At 45.4% G+C, this 24219-nt stretch carries 26 protein-coding genes; 5 read left to right on the forward strand and 21 right to left on the reverse strand.

Features of this window, described 5'->3' with window-relative positions:
- The first annotated feature begins 77 nt into the window (after positions 1-77).
- Positions 78-1616: an alpha-N-arabinofuranosidase gene (locus BC343_RS16180; RefSeq protein ID WP_078348858.1), complete on the forward strand. Its 1539-nt coding sequence runs from the start codon at positions 78-80 to the stop codon at positions 1614-1616.
- Positions 1617-1938: 322 nt separating this feature from the next.
- On the forward strand, positions 1939-4152 hold the full coding sequence (locus BC343_RS16185) for an ATP-binding protein (protein ID WP_078348859.1): 2214 nt from the start codon (positions 1939-1941) through the stop codon (positions 4150-4152).
- Here the strand turns inward: BC343_RS16185 and BC343_RS31050 are convergent.
- The 3 genes from BC343_RS31050 to BC343_RS16195 all read right to left on the reverse strand — a co-directional run bounded on the left by BC343_RS31050 (position 4149) and on the right by BC343_RS16195 (position 5545).
- Positions 4149-4292: a hypothetical protein gene (locus BC343_RS31050; RefSeq protein ID WP_156088758.1), complete on the reverse strand. Its 144-nt coding sequence runs from the start codon at positions 4290-4292 to the stop codon at positions 4149-4151. The genes BC343_RS16185 and BC343_RS31050 overlap by 4 nt on opposite strands.
- 271 nt (positions 4293-4563) lie before the next feature.
- Entirely contained in the window at positions 4564-5064 is a 501-nt protein-coding gene (locus tag BC343_RS16190) for a hypothetical protein (protein ID WP_078348860.1), read from the reverse strand.
- Entirely contained in the window at positions 5039-5545 is a 507-nt protein-coding gene (locus tag BC343_RS16195) for a hypothetical protein (protein WP_143822230.1), read from the reverse strand. The genes BC343_RS16190 and BC343_RS16195 overlap by 26 nt, the downstream gene beginning before the upstream one ends.
- Before the next feature lie 215 nt (positions 5546-5760).
- On the opposite strand from BC343_RS16195, the gene BC343_RS16200 reads away from it, so the two are divergent.
- Complete coding sequence (locus BC343_RS16200; protein WP_078348862.1) at positions 5761-6471, forward strand: peptidase associated/transthyretin-like domain-containing protein; 711 nt, start codon at positions 5761-5763, stop codon at positions 6469-6471.
- Here the strand turns inward: BC343_RS16200 and BC343_RS16205 are convergent.
- From BC343_RS16205 to BC343_RS16235, 8 genes are all read right to left on the reverse strand, one after another.
- The gene (locus BC343_RS16205) at positions 6468-6947 is read right to left on the reverse strand and encodes a DUF4126 family protein (protein ID WP_202909807.1); all 480 of its coding nucleotides are present in this window, start codon (positions 6945-6947) and stop codon (positions 6468-6470) included. The two genes, BC343_RS16200 and BC343_RS16205, sit on opposite strands and share 4 nt — an antisense overlap.
- A gap of 47 nt (positions 6948-6994) precedes the next feature.
- Entirely contained in the window at positions 6995-7912 is a 918-nt protein-coding gene (locus tag BC343_RS16210; RefSeq protein WP_078348864.1) for a helix-turn-helix domain-containing protein, read from the reverse strand.
- 25 nt (positions 7913-7937) lie between these two features.
- Positions 7938-8264 (reverse strand): Rossmann-fold NAD(P)-binding domain-containing protein, encoded by a 327-nt coding sequence (locus tag BC343_RS31615; protein WP_238381792.1) that lies wholly within the window; start codon positions 8262-8264, stop codon positions 7938-7940.
- Entirely contained in the window at positions 8188-8832 is a 645-nt protein-coding gene (locus BC343_RS16215) for an NAD(P)H-binding protein (protein ID WP_238381793.1), read from the reverse strand. Before BC343_RS16215 ends, BC343_RS31615 begins: the two co-directional genes overlap by 77 nt.
- 201 nt (positions 8833-9033) lie before the next feature.
- Complete coding sequence (locus BC343_RS16220; protein ID WP_143822231.1) at positions 9034-9627, reverse strand: hypothetical protein; 594 nt, start codon at positions 9625-9627, stop codon at positions 9034-9036.
- Positions 9628-9807: 180 nt separating this feature from the next.
- The gene (locus BC343_RS16225; RefSeq protein WP_078348866.1) at positions 9808-10797 is read right to left on the reverse strand and encodes an MlaD family protein; all 990 of its coding nucleotides are present in this window, start codon (positions 10795-10797) and stop codon (positions 9808-9810) included.
- 17 nt (positions 10798-10814) lie between these two features.
- Positions 10815-11588: an ABC transporter ATP-binding protein gene (locus BC343_RS16230; RefSeq protein ID WP_078348867.1), complete on the reverse strand. Its 774-nt coding sequence runs from the start codon at positions 11586-11588 to the stop codon at positions 10815-10817.
- Positions 11589-11596: 8 nt separating this feature from the next.
- Positions 11597-12325 (reverse strand): MlaE family ABC transporter permease, encoded by a 729-nt coding sequence (locus BC343_RS16235; protein WP_238381794.1) that lies wholly within the window; start codon positions 12323-12325, stop codon positions 11597-11599.
- Positions 12326-12676: 351 nt separating this feature from the next.
- On the opposite strand from BC343_RS16235, the gene BC343_RS16240 reads away from it, so the two are divergent.
- Positions 12677-12946, forward strand: coding sequence for a hypothetical protein (locus tag BC343_RS16240; protein ID WP_078348869.1), 270 nt, complete (start codon positions 12677-12679; stop codon positions 12944-12946).
- Here the strand turns inward: BC343_RS16240 and BC343_RS16245 are convergent.
- The 4 genes from BC343_RS16245 to BC343_RS16255 all read right to left on the reverse strand — a co-directional run bounded on the left by BC343_RS16245 (position 12943) and on the right by BC343_RS16255 (position 15822).
- Positions 12943-14091: an MFS transporter gene (locus BC343_RS16245; RefSeq protein WP_078348870.1), complete on the reverse strand. Its 1149-nt coding sequence runs from the start codon at positions 14089-14091 to the stop codon at positions 12943-12945. The two genes, BC343_RS16240 and BC343_RS16245, sit on opposite strands and share 4 nt — an antisense overlap.
- 110 nt (positions 14092-14201) lie before the next feature.
- On the reverse strand, positions 14202-14567 hold the full coding sequence (locus BC343_RS31055; RefSeq protein ID WP_156088759.1) for a hypothetical protein: 366 nt from the start codon (positions 14565-14567) through the stop codon (positions 14202-14204).
- Positions 14522-14821 carry a hypothetical protein gene (locus BC343_RS31060; RefSeq protein ID WP_156088760.1) on the reverse strand — a complete coding sequence of 100 codons (300 nt, stop codon included), beginning with the start codon at positions 14819-14821 and terminating at the stop codon, positions 14522-14524. The genes BC343_RS31055 and BC343_RS31060 overlap by 46 nt, the downstream gene beginning before the upstream one ends.
- A gap of 296 nt (positions 14822-15117) precedes the next feature.
- On the reverse strand, positions 15118-15822 hold the full coding sequence (locus BC343_RS16255; RefSeq protein WP_078348871.1) for a DsbA family oxidoreductase: 705 nt from the start codon (positions 15820-15822) through the stop codon (positions 15118-15120).
- Positions 15823-15966: 144 nt separating this feature from the next.
- Between BC343_RS16255 and BC343_RS16260 the strand changes: the two genes are divergently transcribed.
- Positions 15967-17157 (forward strand): DUF3179 domain-containing (seleno)protein, encoded by a 1191-nt coding sequence (locus BC343_RS16260; protein WP_162276883.1) that lies wholly within the window; start codon positions 15967-15969, stop codon positions 17155-17157.
- 7 nt (positions 17158-17164) lie between these two features.
- Here BC343_RS16260 and BC343_RS16265 read toward each other — a convergent pair whose 3' ends face one another.
- From BC343_RS16265 to BC343_RS16290, 6 genes are all read right to left on the reverse strand, one after another.
- Complete coding sequence (locus BC343_RS16265; RefSeq protein ID WP_078348873.1) at positions 17165-18754, reverse strand: PDDEXK nuclease domain-containing protein; 1590 nt, start codon at positions 18752-18754, stop codon at positions 17165-17167.
- A gap of 44 nt (positions 18755-18798) precedes the next feature.
- Positions 18799-19011 carry a heavy metal-binding domain-containing protein gene (locus BC343_RS16270; protein ID WP_078348874.1) on the reverse strand — a complete coding sequence of 71 codons (213 nt, stop codon included), beginning with the start codon at positions 19009-19011 and terminating at the stop codon, positions 18799-18801.
- Between the two features lie 4 nt (positions 19012-19015).
- Positions 19016-20452 carry a PepSY-associated TM helix domain-containing protein gene (locus tag BC343_RS16275; RefSeq protein ID WP_078348875.1) on the reverse strand — a complete coding sequence of 479 codons (1437 nt, stop codon included), beginning with the start codon at positions 20450-20452 and terminating at the stop codon, positions 19016-19018.
- A 1-nt stretch (position 20453) separates the two neighbouring features.
- Positions 20454-22808: a TonB-dependent receptor gene (locus BC343_RS16280; RefSeq protein WP_078348876.1), complete on the reverse strand. Its 2355-nt coding sequence runs from the start codon at positions 22806-22808 to the stop codon at positions 20454-20456.
- Positions 22809-23051: 243 nt separating this feature from the next.
- Positions 23052-23492 (reverse strand): hypothetical protein, encoded by a 441-nt coding sequence (locus BC343_RS16285; protein ID WP_078348877.1) that lies wholly within the window; start codon positions 23490-23492, stop codon positions 23052-23054.
- 288 nt (positions 23493-23780) lie between these two features.
- A complete protein-coding gene (locus BC343_RS16290) occupies positions 23781-24137 on the reverse strand; it encodes a glycoside hydrolase (RefSeq protein WP_078348878.1) in 357 nt (118 codons plus the stop codon).
- Positions 24138-24219 lie beyond the last annotated feature (82 nt).

The raw sequence follows: 24219 nt of genomic DNA on the forward strand, positions 1-24219 counted from the left end.
GCGATTCGTTTGCATAAATAAAAAAAGTACTTACATTTATAATTGTTATTTTTACACTTAATCAATCAAAACCTATAATGAAGAAGTACCTTTTTATGCTGCTATTGGGCGCGCCTGTGATGGGCCTGGCGCAAAGCAATGGCAGTATCACCATCAGCAACGATTCTAAAGCAACCATTAGCAGGCACATTTACGGGCAGTTTGCCGAGCACCTTGGCCGCGGTATTTACGATGGCTTTTGGGTAGATAAAACGCTGCCCGTAAAAAAGCAAGACAGGATAAGGCTGGACCTGGTGGAAGCCCTCAAAAAAATAAAGATACCTAACCTGCGCTGGCCGGGCGGCTGCTTTGCCGATGAGTACCACTGGCGCGATGGCATTGGCCCTGCTGCCAAACGCCCACGTATGGTAAACAGCAACTGGGGCGGCGTTACCGAGGATAACAGCTTCGGCACGCACGAATTTTTGGAGCTTGCCAAACTACTGAATACCGAGCCATACATAGCCGGTAACCTGGGCAGCGGCACGGTTGACGAGATGAGCAAATGGATAGAGTACCTAAACTCTAACAGCACCAGCACGGTAGTGCAACAGCGCAAAGCCAATGGCCACGCCGACCCATACAAGGTATCGTTTTGGGGGGTAGGTAACGAGAACTGGGGTTGCGGCGGCAACATGACGGCCGAGTATTACTCCAACGAGTTTAAGCGTTATGCGGCCTTTGCTAAAGATTACCCTAACGCCAAACTGAAAAAGATAGCCAGTGGTGCTAACTCTGATGACTACCACTGGACCGAAACCCTGATGAAGAACATACCTAACTGGATGATGTGGGGAGTATCTATGCACTACTATACCATCCCAACCGGTAAATGGGAGAAAAAAGGTTCGGCAACCAGCTTTAGCGAGAGCGAGTACTTTAACACCATGGTGAACTGCCTGCGTATGGACGAGATCGTAAGCAAGCACGCTGCCATTATGGATAAGTACGATCCTGAGAAAAAGGTAGCCCTGGTGGTTGATGAATGGGGCGTATGGACCGACCCTGAACCCGGCACTAACCCCGGCTTTTTATACCAGCAAAACAGCATGCGCGATGCTTTGATCGCCGGCACAACCCTCAACATATTCAATAACCATTGCGATAGGGTTAAAATGGCTGAACTGGCCCAAACCATTAATGTATTGCAGGCGCTCATTCTTACCAAAAAAGAGAAGATGATATTAACGCCTACTTACCACATATTTGATATGTACAAGGTGCATCAGGATGCCAAATATTTGAACATTAAACTCAACTCGCCCGATTATGAAGTGGATGGCAAAAAAATACCTGCTGTAAATGCTTCGGCCTCGCAGGATGCAAGCGGTAAAGTGCATATCTCGCTGGTAAATTTAGATACAAAAAATGCGGTGAACATCAGCACCGAGCTTAAAGGTATCGATTGGAAAGCGGTGAAAGGCACCATCCTTACGTCTGCAAACATTACGGATGTGAACACCTTTGAGCAACCAAATAAACTACAGATTCAAAATTTTAACGGCGCAAAAAAGGATGGCGAGAAGCTTTCAGTTTCTCTGCCTGCCAAATCGGTAGTGGTATTAGAGCTTAACTAGGCATGCAGCGTTTACGCTAACGAACGCATTTTTAGTAACATATGTTTTACACAGTCGAAAGAGGGCCTCACAGGGCCGCCTTTCGACTGTTCTTTTTTTGTTCATTTTGTGCACACTAATTTGAACAGTATGATCGGCGGGCACAACCTATGGTTTTCGTTTAACGATAAACTTGCAGTAAGGGTTTAAAAGGTATTCCAATATGGAATAAAATGGGTGGTGGCACCTACATTGCAATAATGCAGGCAAAGGCATAGGCTGAAATGATAGGCCGCAACTGCCAATGTTTGAATTAATGTAATATGTGCTTAAACCTGTACTTATGATCGCCGGTGTTAAGAAGATCCAAAAGATCCCTTTTTTACGTTACGGGCTAATTGTTATGCTCATTGTGGTGCTGTTTGGCAGTGCCTTTTATTTATACCTTCACTACACACGGGCCGAGAAGATACGTACCAGCTTTCAGCAAATGATAAAGGCGCGCGAGAACTCGGCGCTTATTGATAGCTGTATAGTTGAACTTTACAGTGCTGATAACAGCAGCCGTATGTACGCGCTCACTTTCAAAAAGAAGTACTTTAACCAATTCAACAAGCAAATAAAGAATGTCCACAATATTATTGATACCATAAACAGTAACAATAAAAACAATGTGAGCCTTGCTGAAGATGAAGAATTAGGGAATTTGATCAGTGAGAAAACGCTAAAGACTGATAACTATATCCGGTTGATGACATTGACCGATAGTTTAATGAAATCGGCAAGAAAGGTTACCGGCAAACTCACCGAAAAAGACAACAAATACCTGATGCAACCGGTAGTGCGCCGCGTTAAGACCGAAGTGCACATTGATACGCTGAAACCTGTACCCGCAGCTGTGGCAAAAGCACTTGTGCCTGCCGAACAACCCAAAAAACGTGGCTTTTTTAAACGCCTGTTCGGTAAAAAAGAAGAGAAGCCACAAGAAGCTAAGCTTCCGCCGGTTATAGTGCAACGCACTACCGATACCACCATTACTACCATGACGCCTACGCCAAAAGTAGCGCGGGTGTACAATAACTACTACAGCAAGCTTTACGAGGCTACCAATAAGCTACGCGCCAATGAGCGCGAAATGCTGGAGATAAACAATAAACTCATTAATCAGATTATCAGTAGCTTAAAGAAATATAAGCTGGCGGAGCAGGATTATATTGCTACCAGTAAAGTAGAGGTAGGCAGCAACCTATCTAATGTGTTGTACGAATTTAAGCGCCTGTCGGGACTGATGTTCGTGCTGCTTACTGTGGTGGTGGTAACTATCTTGTACAACATCTGGAAGATATTTAAGAACGAGGAAGAAATGGTGGTATACACCGAAATGGCCGAGAACTACGCCAACTCGAAAAGCAGGTTTTTAGCCAGCATGAGCCACGAGATACGTACACCGCTAAATTCTATCATTGGCTTTTCAGAACAATTGGCCGAAAGTAACCTTACGCCAACACAACTGGAACAAACCGGCGCTATTCGCAGTTCATCGAAAATGCTGCTGGAGGTAGTGAACGAGATACTTGATTTTAGTAAGTACGAAACCGGGAAAATGAACTTTGACATAGCACCATTTAACCCGCACGATGCCATTACCGAAATTGCTACCGGTATGCAAGTACAGGCAGGCAAAAAAGGTATTAAACTGTTACACCAGTTAGATTTTGGTAAGGATATATGCCTGCAGGGCGATCATTTCCGCCTGAAACAAGTTATTATGAACCTTACCAGTAACGCTATTAAGTTTACGCCGCGTGGTTCAGTATTTATTAATGCCTTTTTAACTGATGGCAAAGAGCCGGGCATCAAAGTGCTGAACGTAAATGTGCGCGATACCGGCTTAGGTATAGATAAAGAACACCTGCCCTTTATATTCGATGAATTTTCGCAGGTTAATTCGGCACAAAAGGCAACCTCCACTCCCGGTACCGGGCTTGGTTTGGCTATTGTTAAGAAGATAGTTGAGTTGCAGGGCGGCAGCATTAACGTTACCAGCCAGGTGGGTAAAGGCTCGGTATTCAGCTTTAAGCTGCCAATGCAGGTTGGCGAGCCGGGCAGCTGCAAAAAAGAAGAAATATCTTCGGAGATACTTGATCCGCGCGAACTGGTTGCCGGTACTCACGTGTTGGTTGCCGAGGACAATAAGCTGAATGTATTGCTGGTAACCACCATCCTTAAAAAATGGAAGATAACTTTTGATGTAGGTTACAATGGCCGCGAAGCTTTGCAGTTGTTCGAAGATAATCAGTACGATATCATCCTTACAGATATTGAGATGCCGGAGATGGGCGGGATAGAGTTTTCGCAAGTGGTGCGTGCAAACGGCAATATGCAGAAGGCTAATGTGCCTATATTGGCGCTAACAGCCAACGTGTTGAAAGAAGACAGGGATAAATACCTATCGGTAGGAATGACAGGCGTAGTGCTGAAGCCATTCTCGGAAAAAAACCTGATAGATAATATTGCGGGGGCGCTAACCAACCGCAATATGCTGGTAAACCATTAAGCTTTTTTAGCAGGCGGATGATTGGTTTTTTCTTCCGCCTTTTTTACTTCATCCTTTTCGCTTAAGGGGTGATCGGTTTTTAACTCTTTCGCCTTAGCTGGTTGGGTATTGTCGCCTTTTTTGGGGGTTGATGTTGCCATGTGAGATGTTATTTTATTAAAACAACTTATGGCAGGGTAAAAGGTTTACAGAAAGTTAATACATATGTTTTGTCATCCTGAGCGACAGCGAAGGATCTGTTAGCCACAATGCAATAACCACTATGCAAGGTGGTGATAGATGCTTCGTGCCTCAGCATGACAAATTAGTAAAACTCCGTAAGCAAAATAGCCACCATGCATATTTAATGCAAAGTGGCTACCTGTATGATTGGGTGCTGAAAAGATTTCAGCATGACGTTATTTGATTGTACTATTTCTTCAATTGGCGCAGCTCGGTTTTTAACTCCTCAACCTGTTGTTGTGCCTGGCGGTTGGCCAGGTAGAAGTAAATAGCACAACCCAAGAATATCTTACCTAAAACGAACACCGCAGCAAAAACCCATTTCCAGGTTTTGTGTATGCGCATGTGGCTGGATTCTGACTCAACCTCAATAAACTGCGGGCCGCCTTCTGTGCGGAAGTTTTGATAGTTGGTTTTCTCGGCACCGGGTTCAAACTGCTTAGGGTCGTACTCGGGGCGAAGGATAAGTTCGTCTATCGTTTCGGATATTTTATCCCATGATTTGGCAGGAGGAGTTACCGCCATGGTTTGGGCAATGTGCTCCATGTCCAGCTCTAACTGTTGCAGGGCAAAGTTAACTTCCGGATACTTGGCTTTCATGTACATCAGTTCCTCAACCTCCGCTTCGGTAGCAGAACCTGTTACATAGGCCTCCAGAATGCCGCTATCTATGTACTGTTGCTGTATCATTACGTTGGTTCCTGATAATAGTGAATGACTCTTTCAAAATACGTTTAATTTCTGCCTCCGGTTTTTCTAATTCTGCCGAAAGCGCGTTAATACTTTTGCCATGATAATGTACGCCGCAAAAAACAGTTTGTTGTTCATGAGACATCATGTCAATAAATTTGTTACCACTTATCACCCTTGGTTGTGAGGTTTTTGCGGGCTCTGCGCAATCGTCTACGGTTGCTAAAAATGCAGATAGCTTTTTGCGCGCTATCATTTGCAACTGGCAATACGTATTTACGCCCGGTTTGGTTATAGCCTGTATGTCGGTAAATTCCAACTGGCTAAATATCTCCACCAGGTATTGCTCGGCAGCCTGCTTGTCTTTCAATGCTTCCAATAAGTAGCCCAACAGCATACTTGAGTAGCTGTTGTACAAACCATGCTTGGTTTGGGCACTAAGGGGCATTGAAGCTTCGGTTCCTGTTAACGTCGGTTTCAAAATGGTTGTCAAATAATTATGTTGGGTCAGTCACTCAAAAATACATTATAAAAATATATTTTTAGCCTATAAAAATACAGAATAAATACCACACTTCAGTTAAAAAACTTTCTCGGAATGTTGTTTTTGCTATTGTTTACAATTGGCTGATGTGGCTCAAATGTTAAATTTGGTTAAAACCTTCTGCTAAGGCTGTTTTCTTCCTATTTTTAAACATGCCTAAATATCTACTGATCGTTGTTTTTTGCTGCTTATTTTTCGGCGCTTCGGCGCAGGAAACCTTTAAGGGCCAGGTGTTCGAGAACAAAACACGCTCGGGCATTAACAGTGTTTACATCGAAAACCTGAACAATAAACAAAGCACCCTTACCGATAAGAATGGCAAATTCGCCGTCAAAGCAAAACTGGGCGACCTGGTGCTGTTTAAAAGCATCGCCTATCAAAATGATACCGTACTGGTAACAAGCTATAGTAATACCGAGATATTTTTAGACCTGAAGAAGATTCAGCTGAACGAAGTAAATATTACTACCACCGGGCTGGCTAAAGAAGCTCCCAAATACGATAAGCTTTTTCATAACCAAAGCATGGTTTATCACCGCAACAAAGAGGGTAATTACGACGGTGGCGTTACCTTCCGCATAAAATACTGGAAAAAAGGCGAGAAAGACAAAGCCAAATTAGCCAAAAAGCTGCAGGATTTTGACACTATGGACCATATACATGAGGTGTTTGTGCCCGAAACTATCGGTAAATATGTGCCGCTAAAGGATGAGGAGCTGGATAATTTTATAAGCCTGTACACCCCAAGCGTAAAGGTTTATACCGACAAAGATTTTAACCTGGTGTCGTACCTGAGCGACTGCTACAAAAAGTACGAAGCTCTGCCGCCCGAGAAACGCAAGCCCGAACCTATTGTAAATTAGCGGGACTTTATAACAGCTACGCCCGTGCCTAAAGCTACGGCATCTTCTACAGCACCCGTCATGGGTTCGTTAGCAAAGGGTAGTGCATCTGCCGCTTTGCGCAGGTAAAAGCTGGCGAACGATGCCACTAATGCCGATGCGCCGCCTATCAATATACCATCAATAGCACTTAGTTTATTGGCTTTGAATATGGTTGCGCCCACAAAGGCCCCCGAAGCTACGCGCGCCAATAATTGGGCAGGTTCTATACGGTTGGCGGTTGAAGGAAGTTTATCGCCTGTAAGCTCGGCGGCCGAAAGCATTTTGGTGATGGCTGCCGTAAGCGGTAATTGTATAAAACGCAGCGAAGTACGCGACAAAGCAGGGTTGGGGTGTGTGTTTAAATAATGGCTGGTTATCATAGGTGCCATGGCGGCGCGCATACCCGCCACCGCGCCCAAACCCACTGCTTGTAATACTACATCGCTTCGTTTCATAACCATACAACAGCGCCGCGCTGCTAAGGTTTACCAAATCGCCCTTTTTAATTGAACGATGCCCTAAACTCGAGCGGCGACACCTGCGTTTTAGTTTTGAATAATTTGCTGAACGATTGCGGATGCTCGAAACCCAATTGATAGGCAATCTCGCTTACCGATAGCCCGGTGGTGGATAGCTTTTCTTTTGCCTTCTCTATCAGTGTTTGATGGATGTGCTGTTGGGTGCTTAGCCCGGTGAGAGTTTTCAGCAAACCGCTCAGGTAACCCGGAGATACGGCCAATTCTTCGGCTACGTAAGTTACAGTGGGCAACCCCTGTGTGGCCAATGCTTCGCTGCTGAAATAATCATTCAGTAAGCTTTCCAGTTTATCCAATATTTGGTGGTTGGCTATTTTTCGGGTGATGAACTGCCGCTGGTAAAAGCGCTCGGAATAAGAAAGCAGCAGCTCCAGTTGAGCGATGATGATATTCTGGCTGAACTTATCAATGTTGGAATGATACTCCTGCTCGATGTTTTGAATGATGCCGTTGAGGATGGTTTCCTCCTTGTCCGACAGAAACAACGCCTCGTGCACCGCGTAATCAAAAAACTCGTATTGCTTAATGCCTTTGGCCAGCGGCGTGTTCCATAAAAAGTCAGGGTGGAACAGCAACATCCAGCCCGACTGCTTCACCGGCGTAGGCTTATCAACCTCCAACTTTAAAACCTGCCCCGGTGCCATAAAAAACATGGTACCTTCGTTAAAATCGTACTGCTGTTGCCCGTACTTCATTTTAATGTTGAAGTTGCGTTTCATGGCGATGGAGTAAAAATCCTTCACCATGCTAAACTCGCCTGCGGGGACTTCGGTAATATTATCAACGTTGATAACGCTCACCAAAGGATGCTGCGGTTTAGGCAAGCCCCTGAATGCGTGGAACTCGCTGATGGTTTTAAAACGATGCGGTTGTGTGCCTGCCATAATGCAATATACGTTATACGGTGAATTATTGTTTAAACGCCAGCGCGAACTCTTTAGCGTAGTCAGCCATTTTGGTTTTACCTAATTCGGGGCGGTGTTTAAAGTAATCTTCGGCCAGTAAACCCGTGTGTATAGCACCGAACATTTCTACCAGGCCTGCGGCAATACGCGGGTTCATGCCTATGGTTATTAGGTTTTGCAAGGCTTCCTCGTCGCTTATCAGGTCCCAATGCAGGTCGGGTTTACCCAAAGCTTCGCCAATAATGCTGGCAGTTTCAGCACCGGTAAGTTCTTCGCTGCATACATAGCGTACTTTGCGGCCATTGCCCGGCGTAACAATTTCTTCGGCCACGGCTGATGCAATATCTATTGGCGATACCCATGGGATAATATCTCCCTCGCCATAAATTGGTAGCAATACGGTTTTCGTTTTGAATGCTGTGCGCGTGGGCAAATAAATTGTAAAAGAACGATGTTGGGCGCATGTGGGTGATGCTTACATCGGCAGGTAATTCGTTCAATATATTCTCCACTTCGTGCGCGTTAGCTAATATGCCGTTCCCTTTTGCCAAATGCCCGCCAATGGTGCTTAGGTTCACCACGTGTTTTACGTTGGCTTGTTGTAAAGCTTCAGCGTAGTTAGCGCCCAGGCGGGTAAAGTAGGCATGAAGATCAAGGCTATGATCGAAGTAGTTTGCCGGATGTATCATGGCGTAAACCGCATCCGCGCCTGTGAAGGTAGCCGTTAGAAAATCTACATCCTCCAGAGAACCTATGGCAGCCTTAGCGCCAAGCGCTTCTATTTCTGCCTGTTTATCGGCCTTGCTGCTTATAACAGTAACATCGTGCCCTTTTTCAATTAATTCTTTAGTAAGTGGTTTGCTGATATGACCCAGCGAACCTGTAACAACTATTTTCATATTTCGGTATGTTTTGTTGATACAAAGTTGCGGAAGGACGAGACGGGAAAAGTAACCGAATCTAAGGTTGTTGTAGCCGATATTCAGTTGGCAGTGGGCAGTTTGCTGAGTTTGCAGTTGAAATCAAATCATTGCTGCCGCGAGTTTTCAACTCGTGGTGGCGCATGTCGGAAGCATTCTGCTTCCGAAGGCTTGATAGTTTTACTTAGCAGAGAAAGGTGGTAATGGCGCAATTTTAGGCCCAAGGTATTCGGCTTTCACAAAAGTGGTGCAGTCGTTTTTAAACTCATCGCATGTGTCTATCAATATAGCCGCGCCGCCAACATCAATAGCTTCCTTTACATTGTTATAAATTGTTACGCCGCCTTCATGGTCTACACCGGCAAGGTCGAAAATAATATTATTTGTGTTTGATAGTACGGTGTAAATGGCCAACTCTCTCCTTAAATTTCCGGGTAAGCTAACTATTTTCGTTTTGCGGCGAACTCTTGGGTCGATAAAGGCTTTTTCGTAAATGCTATTTGCCGGGTTCGCATGTCTCTTGAGGTAACTATTTACTGTAATGGGAATCCAAAAACGCTTAAATTTTCTAATATGGTCAGCGTAGGTGAAGGTTGATAATAACCTAACTTTGTCGCTTTTGATTTTCCCTGTTAGTAAACCAACTAATTCTTCCAGCAAGGGATAAAATGTTGCGCCTCCATATATGTCAAGTACAAGAATTTCCCCTTGCGATAAAGTGAACGCCGGTATTCGGAAATTATGGAGGGTCTGTTCTTCGAATTGTATTAGCATAGGTTGCGTGCAACAATATGCTAATAACTCCGCAGCTTTACCTTTATTGCCTCACAAGCAGGATGCTTGCGTTATGCCATACCACGAGTTGAAAGCTCGCGGCAGCACATAATAAAACAAAAATAGCGATGGGTTAACCCATCGCTATTTCAAAGTTCCCCCTTCAGGGGGCGGAGGGGGCTAAATCTTCGCCTTCAAACTATCCTGCTTAGCTTTCTCCCTTTTCTTAAAGAATCCGCGCAGCAAAAAGTTATGCTGAACCGCTTCCAGGTCGTCGTTCAGTTTTACAGAACTTTGCTGTAACTGGTCGATAGTGGCTTGCACCTTTTTGGCACCGGCAGGGTCATTTAGTAATACACCGAGGATATTGTCGGTTGTGTTGAGTTTGTTGCTGGCTTTGTTAAGGTTGTTGGTCAGGATGGTAGCGTTATTGGCCGACTCGTTCAGTTTGGCAATGGCTTGCTGTATGCGGGCATAGGCCACGGTATCGGTAAGTAGTTTATCTGCCAGACCGCCTTTGGTGTTCATTTTTTGGCCGAAGGTATTCAGCTGTGCTGCCATTTGCCATGCAACTGCCGTAGTAACTTGCAGGTTACGCATGGCGGCACGTAGTTGCATGGCCATGGTGCTATCGGCCAACAGCGCACCAACGGTACCTTTGCCGGCTAATATCTGGTGGCCAAGTGTTTTAAAATCGGTAGTAATGGCCAGCAGGTTTTCGTTGTTCTTTTGCAGGGTGGCCATAATATCATCTGTCGATAATAGTTTAGCGGCCTGCAATACATCGCCATCCTGAACAATAGGGGCCTGCGGACTACCACCATCTATCACAATGATCTTGTTACCTATCAAACCATCGCTGCTGATGTGCGCAACGGCATTGCGGTGTATGTATTGCTGGGTGGCGGCATCAATGCTCATGTCCACATCTACCTGCGAATTGCCGGTAAAGCGTACGGCTTTAATGGTGCCCACCTTTACGCCCGAGAACCATACGTTGTTCCCTTTTTTTAGGCCGGCCACATCGGTAAATACCGAGCTTATTTTAATGCTTTTTACAAAGCTTTTATTTTGCCCGCCAAGGGTTAGTATGCCTATTACAAATACTGCTACGCCAAGCAGTACAAATACGCCTACTATTATTGATCTTCTTCTTTCTGCTGAATCCATATTTATATGGGGTAATATTATTCTGTAAAATTATAATCGTAAAATGGCTTCACGCGTTTGTCATCCGTAGCAAAAACTTCTTCGAAGGTACCCACGCGTTGAAACTGCCCGTCTAACAACATCGCAACCCTGTCGCCGGTTTGCTTGGCGCAGGTAAGGTCGTGCGTAATGATGATAGATGAGGTATTGTAATTCTGTTGCACCTCGTTAATAAGGTCGTTTATTTCGATGCAGGTGATGGGGTCCAAACCGGCGGTCGGCTCATCATACATCATAATTTCGGGATTAAGGATCAGCGTACGGGCTATACCTATACGCTTGCGCTGTCCGCCCGAAAGTTCCGAAGGCATCTGGTTAATGGTTTGCGAAAGGCCCACGGCATCCAAAACGCTTTCTACGTTCTTATCTATTTCGGCACGGGTAATGCCTTTGCGGTTGCGCACCAGCGGAAACTCCAGGTTTTTGCGCACCGTCATACTATCGTACAAGGCACTGTTTTGAAAAGAGAAACCTATGCGAATGCGCAATGCTTCCAACTCGCGCTGGCTTATGGTTGCTGCGTTGTGCCCTAATACTTCTACCAGGCCTTTATCAGGCATCAATAAACCCGATATCAATTTGATCAATACCGATTTACCTGTACCCGAGCGGCCCAGTACCACCAGGTTCTCGCCCTGGTAAAGGTCCAGGTCTATTCCGCGTAACACGTCGTAGTCGCCGAAGGATTTTTCCAGTCCCCGTATCTTAACTACTTCGTTGGTAAGGTCTATTTTTGCCTTTTGCTTTTCCATTTTTCTAATTAGCGGAACCAGCCGGCTATCTGTACAATTAAAACTTCTTCAATAAACACCAAAAACATGGCGGTAACTACTGCGCCATTTGCGGCTTTACCCACGCCCTCGGTGCCTTTATCAGCATTAAAGCCCTGGTAACAGCCTACTATACCAATAGTGAAGCCAAAAACGATGGCTTTTGATAATGATGCCCAAAAATCTACAAAAGTAAGCGGCTCAAAGGCTTGCTCCATAAAGGTAACATAGGTGGTGCCTTCGTTGGCGCTTACATTTAGGTACCCGCCCAATAGTGCAATAAAAGCTACATAAGTGGCCAGCAACGGTATGGTAATGGTTGTAGCTATAACGCGGGTACACACCAGGAATTTAAAAGGTTTGGTGCCCGATACTTCCATAGCATCTATTTGCTCGGTAACCCGCATCGAACCCAACTCGGCACCAATACTGCTGCCTACTTTACCGGCCGCAATAAGTGCGGTAACCAACGGAGCCAAAGCCTTCATAATGGCAATAGACACCAGCGAGGGCAACCACGATGTTGCACCAAAGCTGGTAAGCGAAGGGCGGCTTTGCTTGGTGAAGATGACACCTACTATAAAACCGGTTAAGGTAATGAGGGTGAATGAGCGCACGCCGGTTTCGTAACATTGGCGCACTATCTCTTTAAGATCGTAAGGCGGCAAAAGTACTTCCTTAAAAAAGCGTATGATAAAGGCATAAACCCTATACAGCATCAGGAAGAAATCGCTCACGCTACCCCTAACTCTGGAGAGGCGGGACGGCACTGGCTTTGTTGTACTTTCGGTAGTGTTCATTTAAGCGCGCAAAGGTATAACTAATACAAGATATAGAATAGGCAAGGGCTCAAAATGTTTTATCGGTGGTATAATATTACATCCGGCAGACGGTAAAACTCAGCCATTTATTGCCAATAACGATAAATAGGCCACAAAATTGAAACAAAAGTTAGAGATGTACAAGCGCATTTTAGCTGTGGGCGGGCATAACGGTTAAGGGCATGTTATATTATCATAAAACTTTTGCCAACTGCGGGCTGTTGATAAATTGCACCTATAAAACAGCTTATGAATGCTTATCAGCAAAAATGGATAGAAGTGCTAACAGCAGCCGGTTTAAAAGATTGGAAGATAGAGCCTGTTGGCGAGGATATCCATATAGAAATGCCCCATGTAACCGACTTGAAACTGATACGCGATAACCTGCCGCAAACATTAGCCGCGATATCGCTGGATATTAGCCTGCCAAAAGAGCGGCTAAAGTTCCACTTCCACAACGGGTACGAAAATTTTGAATACGTGCTGAACCCCGGCGATGCTGACCTGAACCAGGGCTAAATTTTTGCTTTGGTAGCCACCAGCGTAACGCTGATACCCATCATGGCAATAAGCGTAAACGATGCCCTAAGCGATGCCAGCCCGGCTATAAAACCAATTACCGGCGGGCCGATAAGGAAGCCCAGGAAACCGATTGTTGATACGGCCGCCAGAGCCACACCCGGTGCCATTGTTTTTGATTTGCCGGCAGCACTATAAACCATAGGTACTACCGACGATACGCCCGCGCCCACTAACAGGAAGCCCGCAAGTGAGGTATAGAAATATGGAAAGATAACCGATATGGCCAGGCCGGTTGCAGTGAGCATACCGCTAAGCTGCATGGTGCGCTTTAAGCCGAAACGGTGTGCAAACCAATCGGCCACGAAACGGCCGCCAGCCATAGTAAGCATAAATGCGGTAAAGCCAATACCTATTAAATCGGCAGGGGCAAGGACTACTTTTTTGAAGTAGATAACGCTCCAGTCGAACATAGCGCCTTCGCATATCATCGAGCAAAAAGCAATGGCGCCTAATTTTATTAGAGAACTATCGGGCATTACAAAAACAGGGCCGGGGTTGGTTACCTTATCGTTTTTTAAGTAACGCATGGTAACCATGGTTACCATAAAAATAATGGCCAGTATGAAGAGGAAGTGGTAGGTAGGGATGATGTTCTGCCCGATCATGAAAGAGCCGATAGCCGCGCCGGTAAAACCAGCCAAACTCCATAAGCCATGGAAGGATGCCAGTATAGGGCGACCGTACAATTCTTCGGCAGCAACGGCCTGTGTGTTTACCGATATGTTTACCGCATTGCTGCTAAAGCCGAACAGCAACAGGCATACAATAAGCTGAAAAGTATTCTGCGCCAGCCCAAGCGTAACCAATGTGGATGCGTAAACAATTAGCGCACCTACCAGTAAATTGCGGCTGCCAATTTTGGTGATGATCCAACCTGAGAAAGGCAATGAACACATTAACCCTACAGGTAGGGCGAACAATACGCCACCCAGCGCGGCATCTGATAAGCCAAGCTCTTGCTGAACAGTTGCAATGCGCGATGCCCAGCTGGAAAAGCTTAGCCCGGCCATAAAAAACATAGCAGCAACTGCAACGCGCAGGGTTGTACGCGGGTAATTATATTTTATTGCGGCAGCGTCCAAATTGGTGTAATTTATAATAGTGTAATAATAACACTAAGGTGCAAAGTTAGCACCAAAATTTGAATAAAAGAAATTACGCCCTCCGCAATAAATAAATTACCGTACCTGCGTTATTTTTTTACGTTGAAAGAGCCAATAACGTGTTGGTATTCTTTGCCCGCGTCGTCTGTAACATCAAGGCTGAAAGTTCCTTTTGCTGATATCTGCATACCATCAACTGTGATAGAAGTTATTTTAACTTTCCCCGATTGTGTAAAACCCATTGAATAGTTGGCTGCAGTAAATAACGCGATTTCGTAAGTGCCGGGCGTATCACCTATCCATGCGAGTGAAAAAGTGTCAGACGCGTTTCTAATGGCTTGTACGGCAAGTGTGCCAAATCCAGAAATGCCTAATACGTTGCTGTTGTAGGTAGTTATTGGCCCACCTGCTACATACTGTATCTGGATAGTATTGTTACTGGTAGGTATTGCCAAACCATTGCCGTCATTTTCAGGTGTTGTACCGGTTCCGGTTCCGGTTCCGGTTCCGGTACCCGTGCCAGTACCAGTACCCGTGCCAGTACCAGTACCAGTTCCTGTTCCTGTTCCCGTGCCAGTTCCTGTTCCAGTTCCAGTCCCAGTTCCTGTTCCGGTGCCGGTGCCAGTCCCTGTGCCCGTTCCGGTTCCAGTGCCCGTCCCGGTTCCAGTTCCAGTGTTGGTATTTGTACCTTCGGGATATACAGGTGCATCAAGTTTGCAGCTTGCGATGGCTGTAGATAAGAAAATTATGGTAGCAATGTTGTAGTAAAGTCTTTTCATGTAAGGTTCAATAGCTTATTGAATTGGTGTATAAATATACAATATTTCGTTCAGGTTTAATAACTGAGCAAAATATTAGCCTTACGCGCTGCTACATCAAAAGCAATATTGTTTAATAGGACTTTATGGACTGACAATGGTTCAGGCATTTATTCCCTAAATATAGCAAGAATTTTTACTTACAACATCAGTATCAGTAATTTTGGTGGAAGAATGAGGATTGTAATTAGCAATCCCCATCCGGGCCACAAACAGGGCCGTCAATTACTTCCAGTTTGGGTTTGGCTTGTTCGCCTTGCCACTCACCATAAGCTTTTTCCAGCGTTTGCGTAAATACCGGTACGGCCTGCGCGCCGGATACAGCGTATTTACCATTCATCACAAAAAATGGTACACCGCGTATGCCCAGGTATTCGGCTTCGGCAATATCGTGCTTTACATCGTCGCTATAAGTAGTGCTGTTTAGTACACCTATCACTTCGTTTTTATCCAAACCAATTTCTTCGCCCAGTTCGGCAAGGGTTTCGTTATCATCAGTGTTTTTACCCAGGGTAAAGTATGCTTTAAACAGTGCTTCTTCGGCGGCATCGCCCAAACCTTTGCTTTTTGCGAAATGGCTAAAGCGGTGCGCTTTAAAACTATTGGCCACTACGGCGCGGTCGAAATCGTAAGTAAGCCCTACTTCTGCCGCCATTTGGGTTACGTGGGCATTCATTTGCTGTGCGTACTCTAAAGTCCAGCCCTTCACGTCGGCCAGGTATTGGCTAATATTTACCGATGGGTCGGTTTTCATCTGCGGATTCAGTTGGAAGCTTTTCCATTCTACCTCTACCTTCTCTTTGCCATCAAACTGCTGCAAGGCATCTTCAAAACGCCTTTTGCCAATGTAGCAGAAGGGGCACATCACATCGCCCCATATCTCAACTTTCATAGTAATAGTTTTTTAAGTAAAGGTAGGTTGTGTTAACTAACGCAGGGTAAGCGCAAAGTAAAATTGACGGTGGGGCTTGTTGTTGGTACCTTTTTTATAATTTAGAGCAAAATGCCGGTTGCCAATACCGTAAACCTATTAACAATGAAGACTACTAACCCAAAGCTGTTTTGGGCAGGCATTACCCTGCTGGTGCTCCCTGGCCTGCTGCATGCCTACCTGCTGATGCCTTTCCCCGGCAGCCAGGATATTAACGCCATTACCGTTTGCTATTACCTCGAAAAGATAGTTTTGCCGCTGCGTATTGTTGGCGCTTTGCTGATACTGTTTTACCTGTTTAAAGGATTGCCAACAAATTCGCGCAAGCAAAAGATCATCAAACTAAGCGTGCTGGTGCTATGCCTGGGCAGTTTTTACTTCACCGACTATAAGTTTAAGGCCGAGATCATGTTCAAGGAAACCCTGAAGGCCCGCTTTGCCAATATGTTTAAAAACAAAGTGCCCGATAGCTATTTGGTGATAGGCGTGGTACACAACGGCGTAGCCAAGGCTTACCCGGTTATTTATTTAGGCTACCACCACAAGGTGCAGGATAGCATTGGCGGCAAACCCATATTGGTTACCTATTGCACCATGTGCCGCACCGGCCGCGTGTACGACCCGGTGATAAACGGCAAAGAACAAATTTTCCGACTGGTGGGGGCAAGGCATTACAATGCTATTATTGAAGATAAAGCCACGGGAACATGGTGGTACCAGGCTACAGGTGTTGCGGCAGTTGGTCCCATGAAAGGTTCGCACCTTGCTGAGTTGCCGTATGAGCAAACCACTCTCGACTCGTGGTTGGCGCGTTACCCCGGCTCGCTTATTATGCAGCCCGATGGCAAGTACGCCGCCGATTATAAAGACCTGAAAGATTACGATGTAAAGCAAGCCGTAGATAAGGATAGCACGCTGAAGAACAAAGATTCGCTGGTGAGCAAAACCTGGATAGTAGGCATTATTGGCAACGGGCAGGCTAAAGCTTACGACTGGCGCAAACTGGTTAAAAAGCGCATCATGAACGATAACCTAAACGGTATTCAGTTGCTGCTTGCCATAGAGAACGATAAGCAAAGCTTCCACGCCTGGAGCAGTTTGGTTGACGGGCGCCCGCACCATTTTATGATAGAGAATAACCAACTGAAGGACGAAGAAACCTCCTCATTTTGGAACTGGGCGGGTACATGCGTATCCGGTCCGCTAAAAGGCCAGCAGCTAACCAAGGTACAAGCCTCTCAGGAATACTGGCGCTCGTGGAAACAGTTTCATCCGGGGACGGAGATATGGAGGTAGAGAGGGTTTATTGGGGTAAGCCTGTAATATGTTTATGAATTTGTAAAATTATTTCATTAGCCCAACGTTCTGAAATTTTCAATATTGCATCGCCCGTCCAAGGTTGATGGTAAAGTCGTTTATCCCAAATTTCACTTTTTAAAGGACCTAATTCGTAATAATAATCCTCTAAATAAAAGATTAGGTTGTGTGTTAAATTAAAAGCATTTACTCCGGCTTTTTTAAATCCTGTTAATTCAATTCTTAATCCAATTGCATCAATCGTTTCTTCCTTTAGCAATCTTGACTCTAAGTCTATGGAGGTGAAATAATTAAATTGCTCATTTCGTATGGATCGGGAAATATAGTGCTCTTGAAATAACGGATATATATCTGTTGATAAAAGGTCGTTTATGTTCTTAATTATTAATGGCATAACATCTGTGAAAATGGCCAATACTTTTGCCGGCGTTATTTTTTCTTGGAGTTCTTCGCCATTAATGGCTGCTATCAAATTTTTTAAATCCCTTAGGTTTTTTTCTATGGGTTTCTCTAAGGTAGTTAATGGCCTTTCTAATTCAAATTCGAGATCTTCTACACTGGGTAGATCACCACGGAGATTTTTGGGAATCGCATTTGTGAGTTGATATTCAGCTACTCCCATGGGTTTGCTCGCATCTCTAAGTGCATACTCAACCGTAACTTTGTTTTTACTCTTACATAAAATTAATCCTATTGAAGGTGCATCATTTTGCGCTTTCCAGTATTCGTCAACCAGCGCTAAATAAAAATTCATCTTTCCGGCATGCTCCGGTTTAAACTCAGTAATTTTTAATTCTATTACTACATATGAATGTAGTTTTGTATGATAAAATAACAGATCTATGAAATAGTCCTTACCACCTTTTTCGACCTGTATCTGCTGCCCGACAAAGGCGAAGCCTTTTCCCATTTCCATCAAAAAATCTTTGATGTGATGAATTAAAGCTTCCTCCAAATCCCTTTCCTTTGCTTCTTCCGTTAGTTGGAAGAAATCAAATTTATACGGATCTTTAAATATTTCTTTTGCTAATTCCCCTTGGGCACCCAGGTGAACTTGATTGAAATTGTTTTGAATTCGCCCATGTCTGTTGTATAGATCCAATTCTATCTGGTGGATAAGAATGTTTCTGCTCCAATTGTTTTCGGTAGCTTTTTGAGCATAAAATATACGTTCTTCACGCAGTTTTAGCTTGTCATTTAGAACGCAGATATGGCCCCAAGGTAATTTTGCAACAGGTTGTTGCAAAATTACCTGAGAGCTATTCTTTGCAACAGGTTGTTGCAAAATTGAAAGTTCGGGCCAATTGGAATAGAAGTCCCGCATATATCTTAAATTTCTTGCAGAAAGTCCTTTAAAATCAGGGAACTCTTTTCTTAAATCGTTTGCCAAAACCTCCACTACTTTACCACCCCACCCTCTTTCATTTTCCTGACGAGTAATGAATGATCCTATTTCCCAATAGATGGCAAGCAATTGAACATTTACAGTTAGAGCGGTATTAATTCGTGCACTTTTTATTTTGTCTTTGAGTGCCTGAAGCGTATTTCTGTATTGCTCGGGTAGATTCAAATTCATTTACAAATCAATTATTAGGCTAAAGTACATTTAAAATCTGCACATCATTTCGCCGTCGTATCCCTCTCCGCCAGTTCCATGCCGCATTTGCTGCAGGTGGCGGGTTTGTCGGAGGTAATATCGGGATGCATGGTGCAATAGTATTTGCCTTTTGGTTTTTCGGCTTCGGTTGCTTTGGCGTCCTTTTTTGCGGTGCTATCGCAGGCGCTAAAAGCCAGCAGGCCCGCTAATGCAAATAGTGCGAAACGTATCTTCATGGTTTTATAATTTGTTTTTTAAAAATGCGGCAAAGCCGAATAGCGATACTACCAGCACACCCAGGGCGGCCAGCATACTCACTACATCGCGGACGTTTTTCCCTGCCCAGCTCATGCCGAAGTATTTGTGTAAAAATATAAAAGAAAGCCCTTCCGCGCGGTCTATCCCCGCAACTTTTGTTGCCAGTGCCGATGTGCTGGTTTCGATGTACCAGTTATCGCCATTTGGGTAAGCCACTTTTTGCACCGGTAGGCGCTTATTGATGAAGCCGTACTCGTGATCGAATTGGCGAATTTGAGTGATGGCGGGTTTAGCAGTTGGCTTAGCTCCCGAATGATAAAAGTTGCTCAGAAATGCGGCGTAAAGTTCATCGCCGCCGTTTAGTTCTTGCCCGTTTTGTACATCAAAATACTGCACTTCTTTTTTGCCGCTGGTTAGCTGATAGTAGCTTTTGCCGTCGAACTTTACGATACCCGATCGAAGTATCACACTATCTGCCAACGGCAATTGCAGGTTAGATGCAGTCAATTCATTGGTACTGATGAGTTGGCTGTAAACCTTTTCCTCTGAACCGCCATTATGCAGTTTTACATACAAATGGAAAGCGCCACTAACGGTAAACGTAAACATCACGAAGGAAACGATCAAGCCCAACTGCCTGTGGAAGCGGTGGGTAAAGCGCTTGTCGGCACGGCCAGCCTGTTTGCGGTTTTCGGTAGCAGTTTTAAATTTCTTCCAAAACAAACCATAGATCACAAGCCCGCTCAGCAGGGAGAAGAACATGAGCCCTACAACTATCAGCAATACTACCACCCTAAATTGCTCGCCGCCAATAGCCGCCAAAAACTGCCAGGTGTGCAATTGCTCAAAAAATACCAACATGGCTTTGCGGGTATTGTTATTGAAAGTACCCATGCGGCTTTGGGTGGTTTCGATGTATACATCCATCCCGTCTGGCCGGTCGAACGATATTTTCCAAACCGGTAGCAGGTGGTTAATGGGCTGGTAATGCGCATCGAAGTTTTTTTGCAGCGTAATGCCTTTAATGGACGATGTGCTGTCCTGCGTAAAATAACGGGCAAGGAATTTGGCGTAGGTTTGGTCGCCATTTTTAAAAAGCTCGCCTGTGTTGGCAGCGTAATAGTTCACCGCGCTATCGGGCGTCATCACCTGGTAATATCCTTGCCCTTCAAAAGCGATCAGCCCAAAATTGCGGAATTGCCTGATGTTATTTTTATCCAGCACCTGCCTAATGGATAATGCCGGTTTTATTTGGCTTTGCGGCAGGGGCTTGAAGCTCTCCTGCGCAATAGTTGGCCTGAACCAGTTAGACATGAACGGGTGTGATAACCCGCTCAGTGTCCAGCCGATGACTGGTATCAGGGCTATAAGCCCTAATACACGATGCCATTTATAAAAATTTTGTTTTGCTGTTGCCATGTTAATGTTTTGCTATAGAATAAGATATGCCGAGCGTAATGGTGCGCGGCGGCGCAGCGTAGTAGGTGTCGCCCCATTGGTTGCTGGTAACTGTGGTAGCATACAGCTTATTGGTAACGTTTAGGGCGTTCAGCCATATACCCGCGCCTTTCAGCACACCAGCTTTAGCATCATAACCTAAGCGCACATTATAAATATCGTACCCACCGTAGCTTTTTGTGTTCGCCGGGTTAGTGAAATACCCATCGATATGCTGCCACTCGGCCGATAGGCGCAAGCCATTGATGTAGGCCGGTTTATAAATAACCTCGCTGTTGGCTATCCAGGCGGGGGCGTTGGTCATGCGTTTGCCGTTGTAGCTGATAACGGTGCTTTGGGCGGTGGCGTAATTGGTGCTCACCTCGCTATAGTCAACATAAGTATGGCGCGCATTGGTACCACTGAACCTGAAGCCCCATTCTTTTACCGGCGCATAGTTTACCGAATACTCGATACCGCGGTGGCGGGTAGCGCCTGCGTTTTGGTTTTGGGTGGTGTTATCGGGCAGTAGCTGGTTGATAATTTCGTTACGGCCTTCCAGGTCGTAAATGCTTGCTTCGAGGTACATTTTTTTATCAAGCAGGGCCAGCCAGCCACCGGCCTCATAGTTATTAAAGGTTGCCTGTTTTAACTGTACTAACTGGCGCGAACTGTACAGGTCGCCGGTTTCGGGTGGTTGAAAGCCTACGCTGTAGTTTGCGTACAAACCTTTGTTGTTACCGAAGTTGTAGGTAAGCCCCAGTTTTGGCGCAAGGATATTGAAATCGTTAGTTTCCTGCTGCTTGTATTTGGTGCTGCCTGCCGGGATGTTATTGGTAAAATTGTAATGGATACGATCGTAACGTAAACCCATCACTATGCGTAAGGCATCAACAGGTTTTAGTTCGTATTGCGCGTAAGCCGCAGTATTGAACAGTTTAATGCGGTAATCATCGATATACCTGCCGGTGTTGGTGTAGCCGGTATAGTAGTTGTTGGTTACGTCCTTTTGTATCTCCAGGTACTTGGCATAATAGCTGCTCGGGCTGTTATCGAGGTAAACACCGGTGGTCAGCGTCGAACTCAAAAAATCGAACGATGAACGGTTCTGCGCCAGTACGCCAAAGCTGTGGAATCGCTGGTCGTTCTGCTGCCCGTTACTGCTGAGGTAATTGCCGGCGTTATCCCTAACATCAGATATAAAATAGCTTGGCAACTGCGCGGTAGAGTTGTGGCGGTAGAACAGCGTTACCGATGTGGCGTTATAGTCGCTCCATTTATGGTCGAGTTTGGCGTTGGCCCTAAGCGCATCTACCTTGCGGTAGGTGAAACGCTGGTTGGCGCCATAGCTGCGGCTGTAGAAACGAGCGCTATCTAAACTACCCGGCGTTTGGGTGTTGAGGTAGTTATAGCTTAGCGCGGTGGTTAGTTTGGTGGCAGCATCAAAGTCGTAAGTGGTTTTAAAATTGGCGGAATATTTATCGAAATCCGAATAATCCTGCCAGCTATCGGTTTGGTGGGCAATGTAGCCGCCGGCATACAAACCAAATTTGCCCTGGGTAAAACCACCATCAGCATCTACGCGGCGGTAGCCGTAATTATCGCCCTGTACCGATACATTGCCCGCGTAGCCTGCCGGTGCACCCTGCGTAATAAAGTTGATGGCACCCCCAATAGCGTTACTGCCGTAAAGCGACGATGCCGGGCCTTTTATTACCTCGATATCCTTTACGCCGCTCATGTTTATCTCGTAAAGCGAATTGTGGTTAAATATACCTGTGGGGCGAATAGGCAGCCCGTCCTCCATGTACAGGTAAAGCGCATTATAAGTAATGGGCTGGCGGATGGCCATGGTATGCTGTTCGTTACCAAGGTTCACCATATAAACGCCCGGTGTTTTATTCAACAACTGGTAAAGCGCAGTGGCTTTGGTATCGTGTATTTGCGTAGCGTTTATTTTGCTGATGGCTATGGGCGCATCCTCGCGGGCCTGCTTGGCACGGCTTGCCGAAACGATGACTTGTTGTAAACCAACGGTATTTGGTTCCAGCTCGATAACGATACCGTTGTGCAGTTTATCAATAGTAATTACCTGCGCGTTATACCCCATCATACCGAAGCGGAGGGTTTTGATGTTAGCAAGGCTGATTGTAAAATGCCCCTTAGCATCGGTAGCAAAGTGTGCTTCCTTGCTGTCGGCATCAGCGTTAGTAATAACTGCAAAAGGCAGCGGCTCGCGGGTGCGTGCATCAACCACGGTACCGGTGATGTTGGTTTGTGCGGATGCCGTGATGTATATAAAGGATAATAGTAGATATAGTAGTGTAAATGGTTTCATAAATGTGTATAAGTTCGCCGGTTAGCCATTTGCAAATCAGAAGGTGTCTCACGCAAAGACGCAGAGGCGCAAAGCTGAAAATTTCAATTCTTTGCGGCTTAGCGTCTTTGCGTGAGAATAACTTCCGGCAAAACGACTATCTACAGGCGGTAAAAAACATACAGCCACGCAAAAGCATACGCGCGTGTTCAACAATGGCAATGGCCATCGTCAAAAAACTGTATCAATAAAAATAATGGGTATTTATGAAAGCCGCGGAGGCTGAAAGATGGGGCGGATCTGTGTCGGCAAGTTAATAGGAGGCTCGGGGCTTGCTATTACCGCCAACAAAACGGAATGGAATTTAATAAGCTCCGGCTCATTAAATCCTGCTTCCTGGAAAAGGTTCTTCTGCGCGGTGCGTTCGCCGGCTGCTTTGTTTTCTTCGGCCTGCTTTATCTTTTTCATAAAGTAGCATTTGCCGTTACAATGCATCCAGGGTTTATTGCGGTTTTCGCAAAGCTTAGTAGCAATATAATTGCGGTTAAGCTCGAAACCCGCATAAACGAACAGCCGCGTAAAATTAGCCGTTAACAGGGCTACCATTAGCAAATATGCGGTTATACGTTGCAGCATTTCGGCGGCAAAGGTAAGGGTTAGAAATTTTAAAATACCCGTTATCCCGAATTTATTTCGGGAACCCACACGGCAGGTAACGGCAATGCAAAGCCGCTTTGCTTAACTCACCCCGGGTTCGCTATCGCTGCCCGAACCTCTCTTCGCTGCGCGGAAAGAGGGTGAGCTGCACGAAACTTTTTATTTTTTCTTCACCCTCTTTACGAAGTAGAGAGGGTGGTCCAGCGATAGCGTCGACCGGGTGAGTCAACTCGCCACGCGGACGGTCCGAAACTCTGAGCGCTCAATGTTTGAACCCCATTGCAAGCAAAAAAGCCCCGCTTTTGGCGGGGCTGCTATTGGTTTTAGGTTTGTAATTTACTTTGCGCGTTTTAATACGAAGTGCGATGATGCACCGCCGAAATCAACATCCATAGCAACAGAATCGGCGTATACCTTGCCGCTGTGCGGGTAGTCGTTACCGCTTACATTAACTTTAAAGGTGAAGGCGTCGCCTTTTATTTTACCGTCGTCAACCGAAACTTCGCCCATTGGGGAAGTGGCGGTACCGGTTACTTTTTCGCCATCTACCTTAAAGTTATAGCTTACGTCCAAAGCCTGGCCATCGGGTGTGCTTAGGGTGCCTGCCCATTTACCGTTCAGGTCGGCAAAGGCGGCAAAAGCTACCATAAAGCAAAGCGACAATAAAGCGGTTATCGTAATTTTTCTTTTCATAATGGTTTGTTTTAGAATTACTAAATGTAAAGCTTTTCTTACAAAAACAAGCCTCAGGGCAATAATTTAATGGCTGGTTAAC

The organism is Mucilaginibacter pedocola, from assembly GCF_002013915.1.
Taxonomy (GTDB): Bacteria; Bacteroidota; Bacteroidia; order Sphingobacteriales; family Sphingobacteriaceae; genus Mucilaginibacter; species Mucilaginibacter pedocola.

Coding starts and splice junctions, on each gene's coding strand:
- BC343_RS16260 (WP_162276883.1), top strand. CDS start 15,967: ATGAAGACTACTAACCCAAAGCTGTTTTGGGCAGGCATTACCCTGCTG.
- BC343_RS16290 (WP_078348878.1), bottom strand. CDS start 24,137: ATGAAAAGAAAAATTACGATAACCGCTTTATTGTCGCTTTGCTTTATG.
- BC343_RS16225 (WP_078348866.1), bottom strand. CDS start 10,797: ATGGATTCAGCAGAAAGAAGAAGATCAATAATAGTAGGCGTATTTGTA.
- BC343_RS16210 (WP_078348864.1), bottom strand. CDS start 7,912: ATGGCAGGCACACAACCGCATCGTTTTAAAACCATCAGCGAGTTCCAC.
- BC343_RS31050 (WP_156088758.1), bottom strand. CDS start 4,292: ATGGCAACATCAACCCCCAAAAAAGGCGACAATACCCAACCAGCTAAG.
- BC343_RS16230 (WP_078348867.1), bottom strand. CDS start 11,588: ATGGAAAAGCAAAAGGCAAAAATAGACCTTACCAACGAAGTAGTTAAG.
- BC343_RS16205 (WP_202909807.1), bottom strand. CDS start 6,947: ATGAAACGAAGCGATGTAGTATTACAAGCAGTGGGTTTGGGCGCGGTG.
- BC343_RS16255 (WP_078348871.1), bottom strand. CDS start 15,822: ATGAAAGTTGAGATATGGGGCGATGTGATGTGCCCCTTCTGCTACATT.
- BC343_RS16215 (WP_238381793.1), bottom strand. CDS start 8,832: ATGAAAATAGTTGTTACAGGTTCGCTGGGTCATATCAGCAAACCACTT.
- BC343_RS16280 (WP_078348876.1), bottom strand. CDS start 22,808: ATGAAACCATTTACACTACTATATCTACTATTATCCTTTATATACATC.
- BC343_RS16220 (WP_143822231.1), bottom strand. CDS start 9,627: ATGCTAATACAATTCGAAGAACAGACCCTCCATAATTTCCGAATACCG.
- BC343_RS16265 (WP_078348873.1), bottom strand. CDS start 18,754: ATGAATTTGAATCTACCCGAGCAATACAGAAATACGCTTCAGGCACTC.
- BC343_RS16180 (WP_078348858.1), top strand. CDS start 78: ATGAAGAAGTACCTTTTTATGCTGCTATTGGGCGCGCCTGTGATGGGC.
- BC343_RS31060 (WP_156088760.1), bottom strand. CDS start 14,821: ATGCACCTGTATATCCCGAAGGTACAAATACCAACACTGGAACTGGAA.
- BC343_RS16185 (WP_078348859.1), top strand. CDS start 1,939: ATGATCGCCGGTGTTAAGAAGATCCAAAAGATCCCTTTTTTACGTTAC.
- BC343_RS16270 (WP_078348874.1), bottom strand. CDS start 19,011: ATGAAGATACGTTTCGCACTATTTGCATTAGCGGGCCTGCTGGCTTTT.
- BC343_RS16275 (WP_078348875.1), bottom strand. CDS start 20,452: ATGGCAACAGCAAAACAAAATTTTTATAAATGGCATCGTGTATTAGGG.
- BC343_RS16240 (WP_078348869.1), top strand. CDS start 12,677: ATGAATGCTTATCAGCAAAAATGGATAGAAGTGCTAACAGCAGCCGGT.
- BC343_RS16200 (WP_078348862.1), top strand. CDS start 5,761: ATGCCTAAATATCTACTGATCGTTGTTTTTTGCTGCTTATTTTTCGGC.
- BC343_RS16235 (WP_238381794.1), bottom strand. CDS start 12,325: ATGCTGTATAGGGTTTATGCCTTTATCATACGCTTTTTTAAGGAAGTA.
- BC343_RS16190 (WP_078348860.1), bottom strand. CDS start 5,064: ATGATACAGCAACAGTACATAGATAGCGGCATTCTGGAGGCCTATGTA.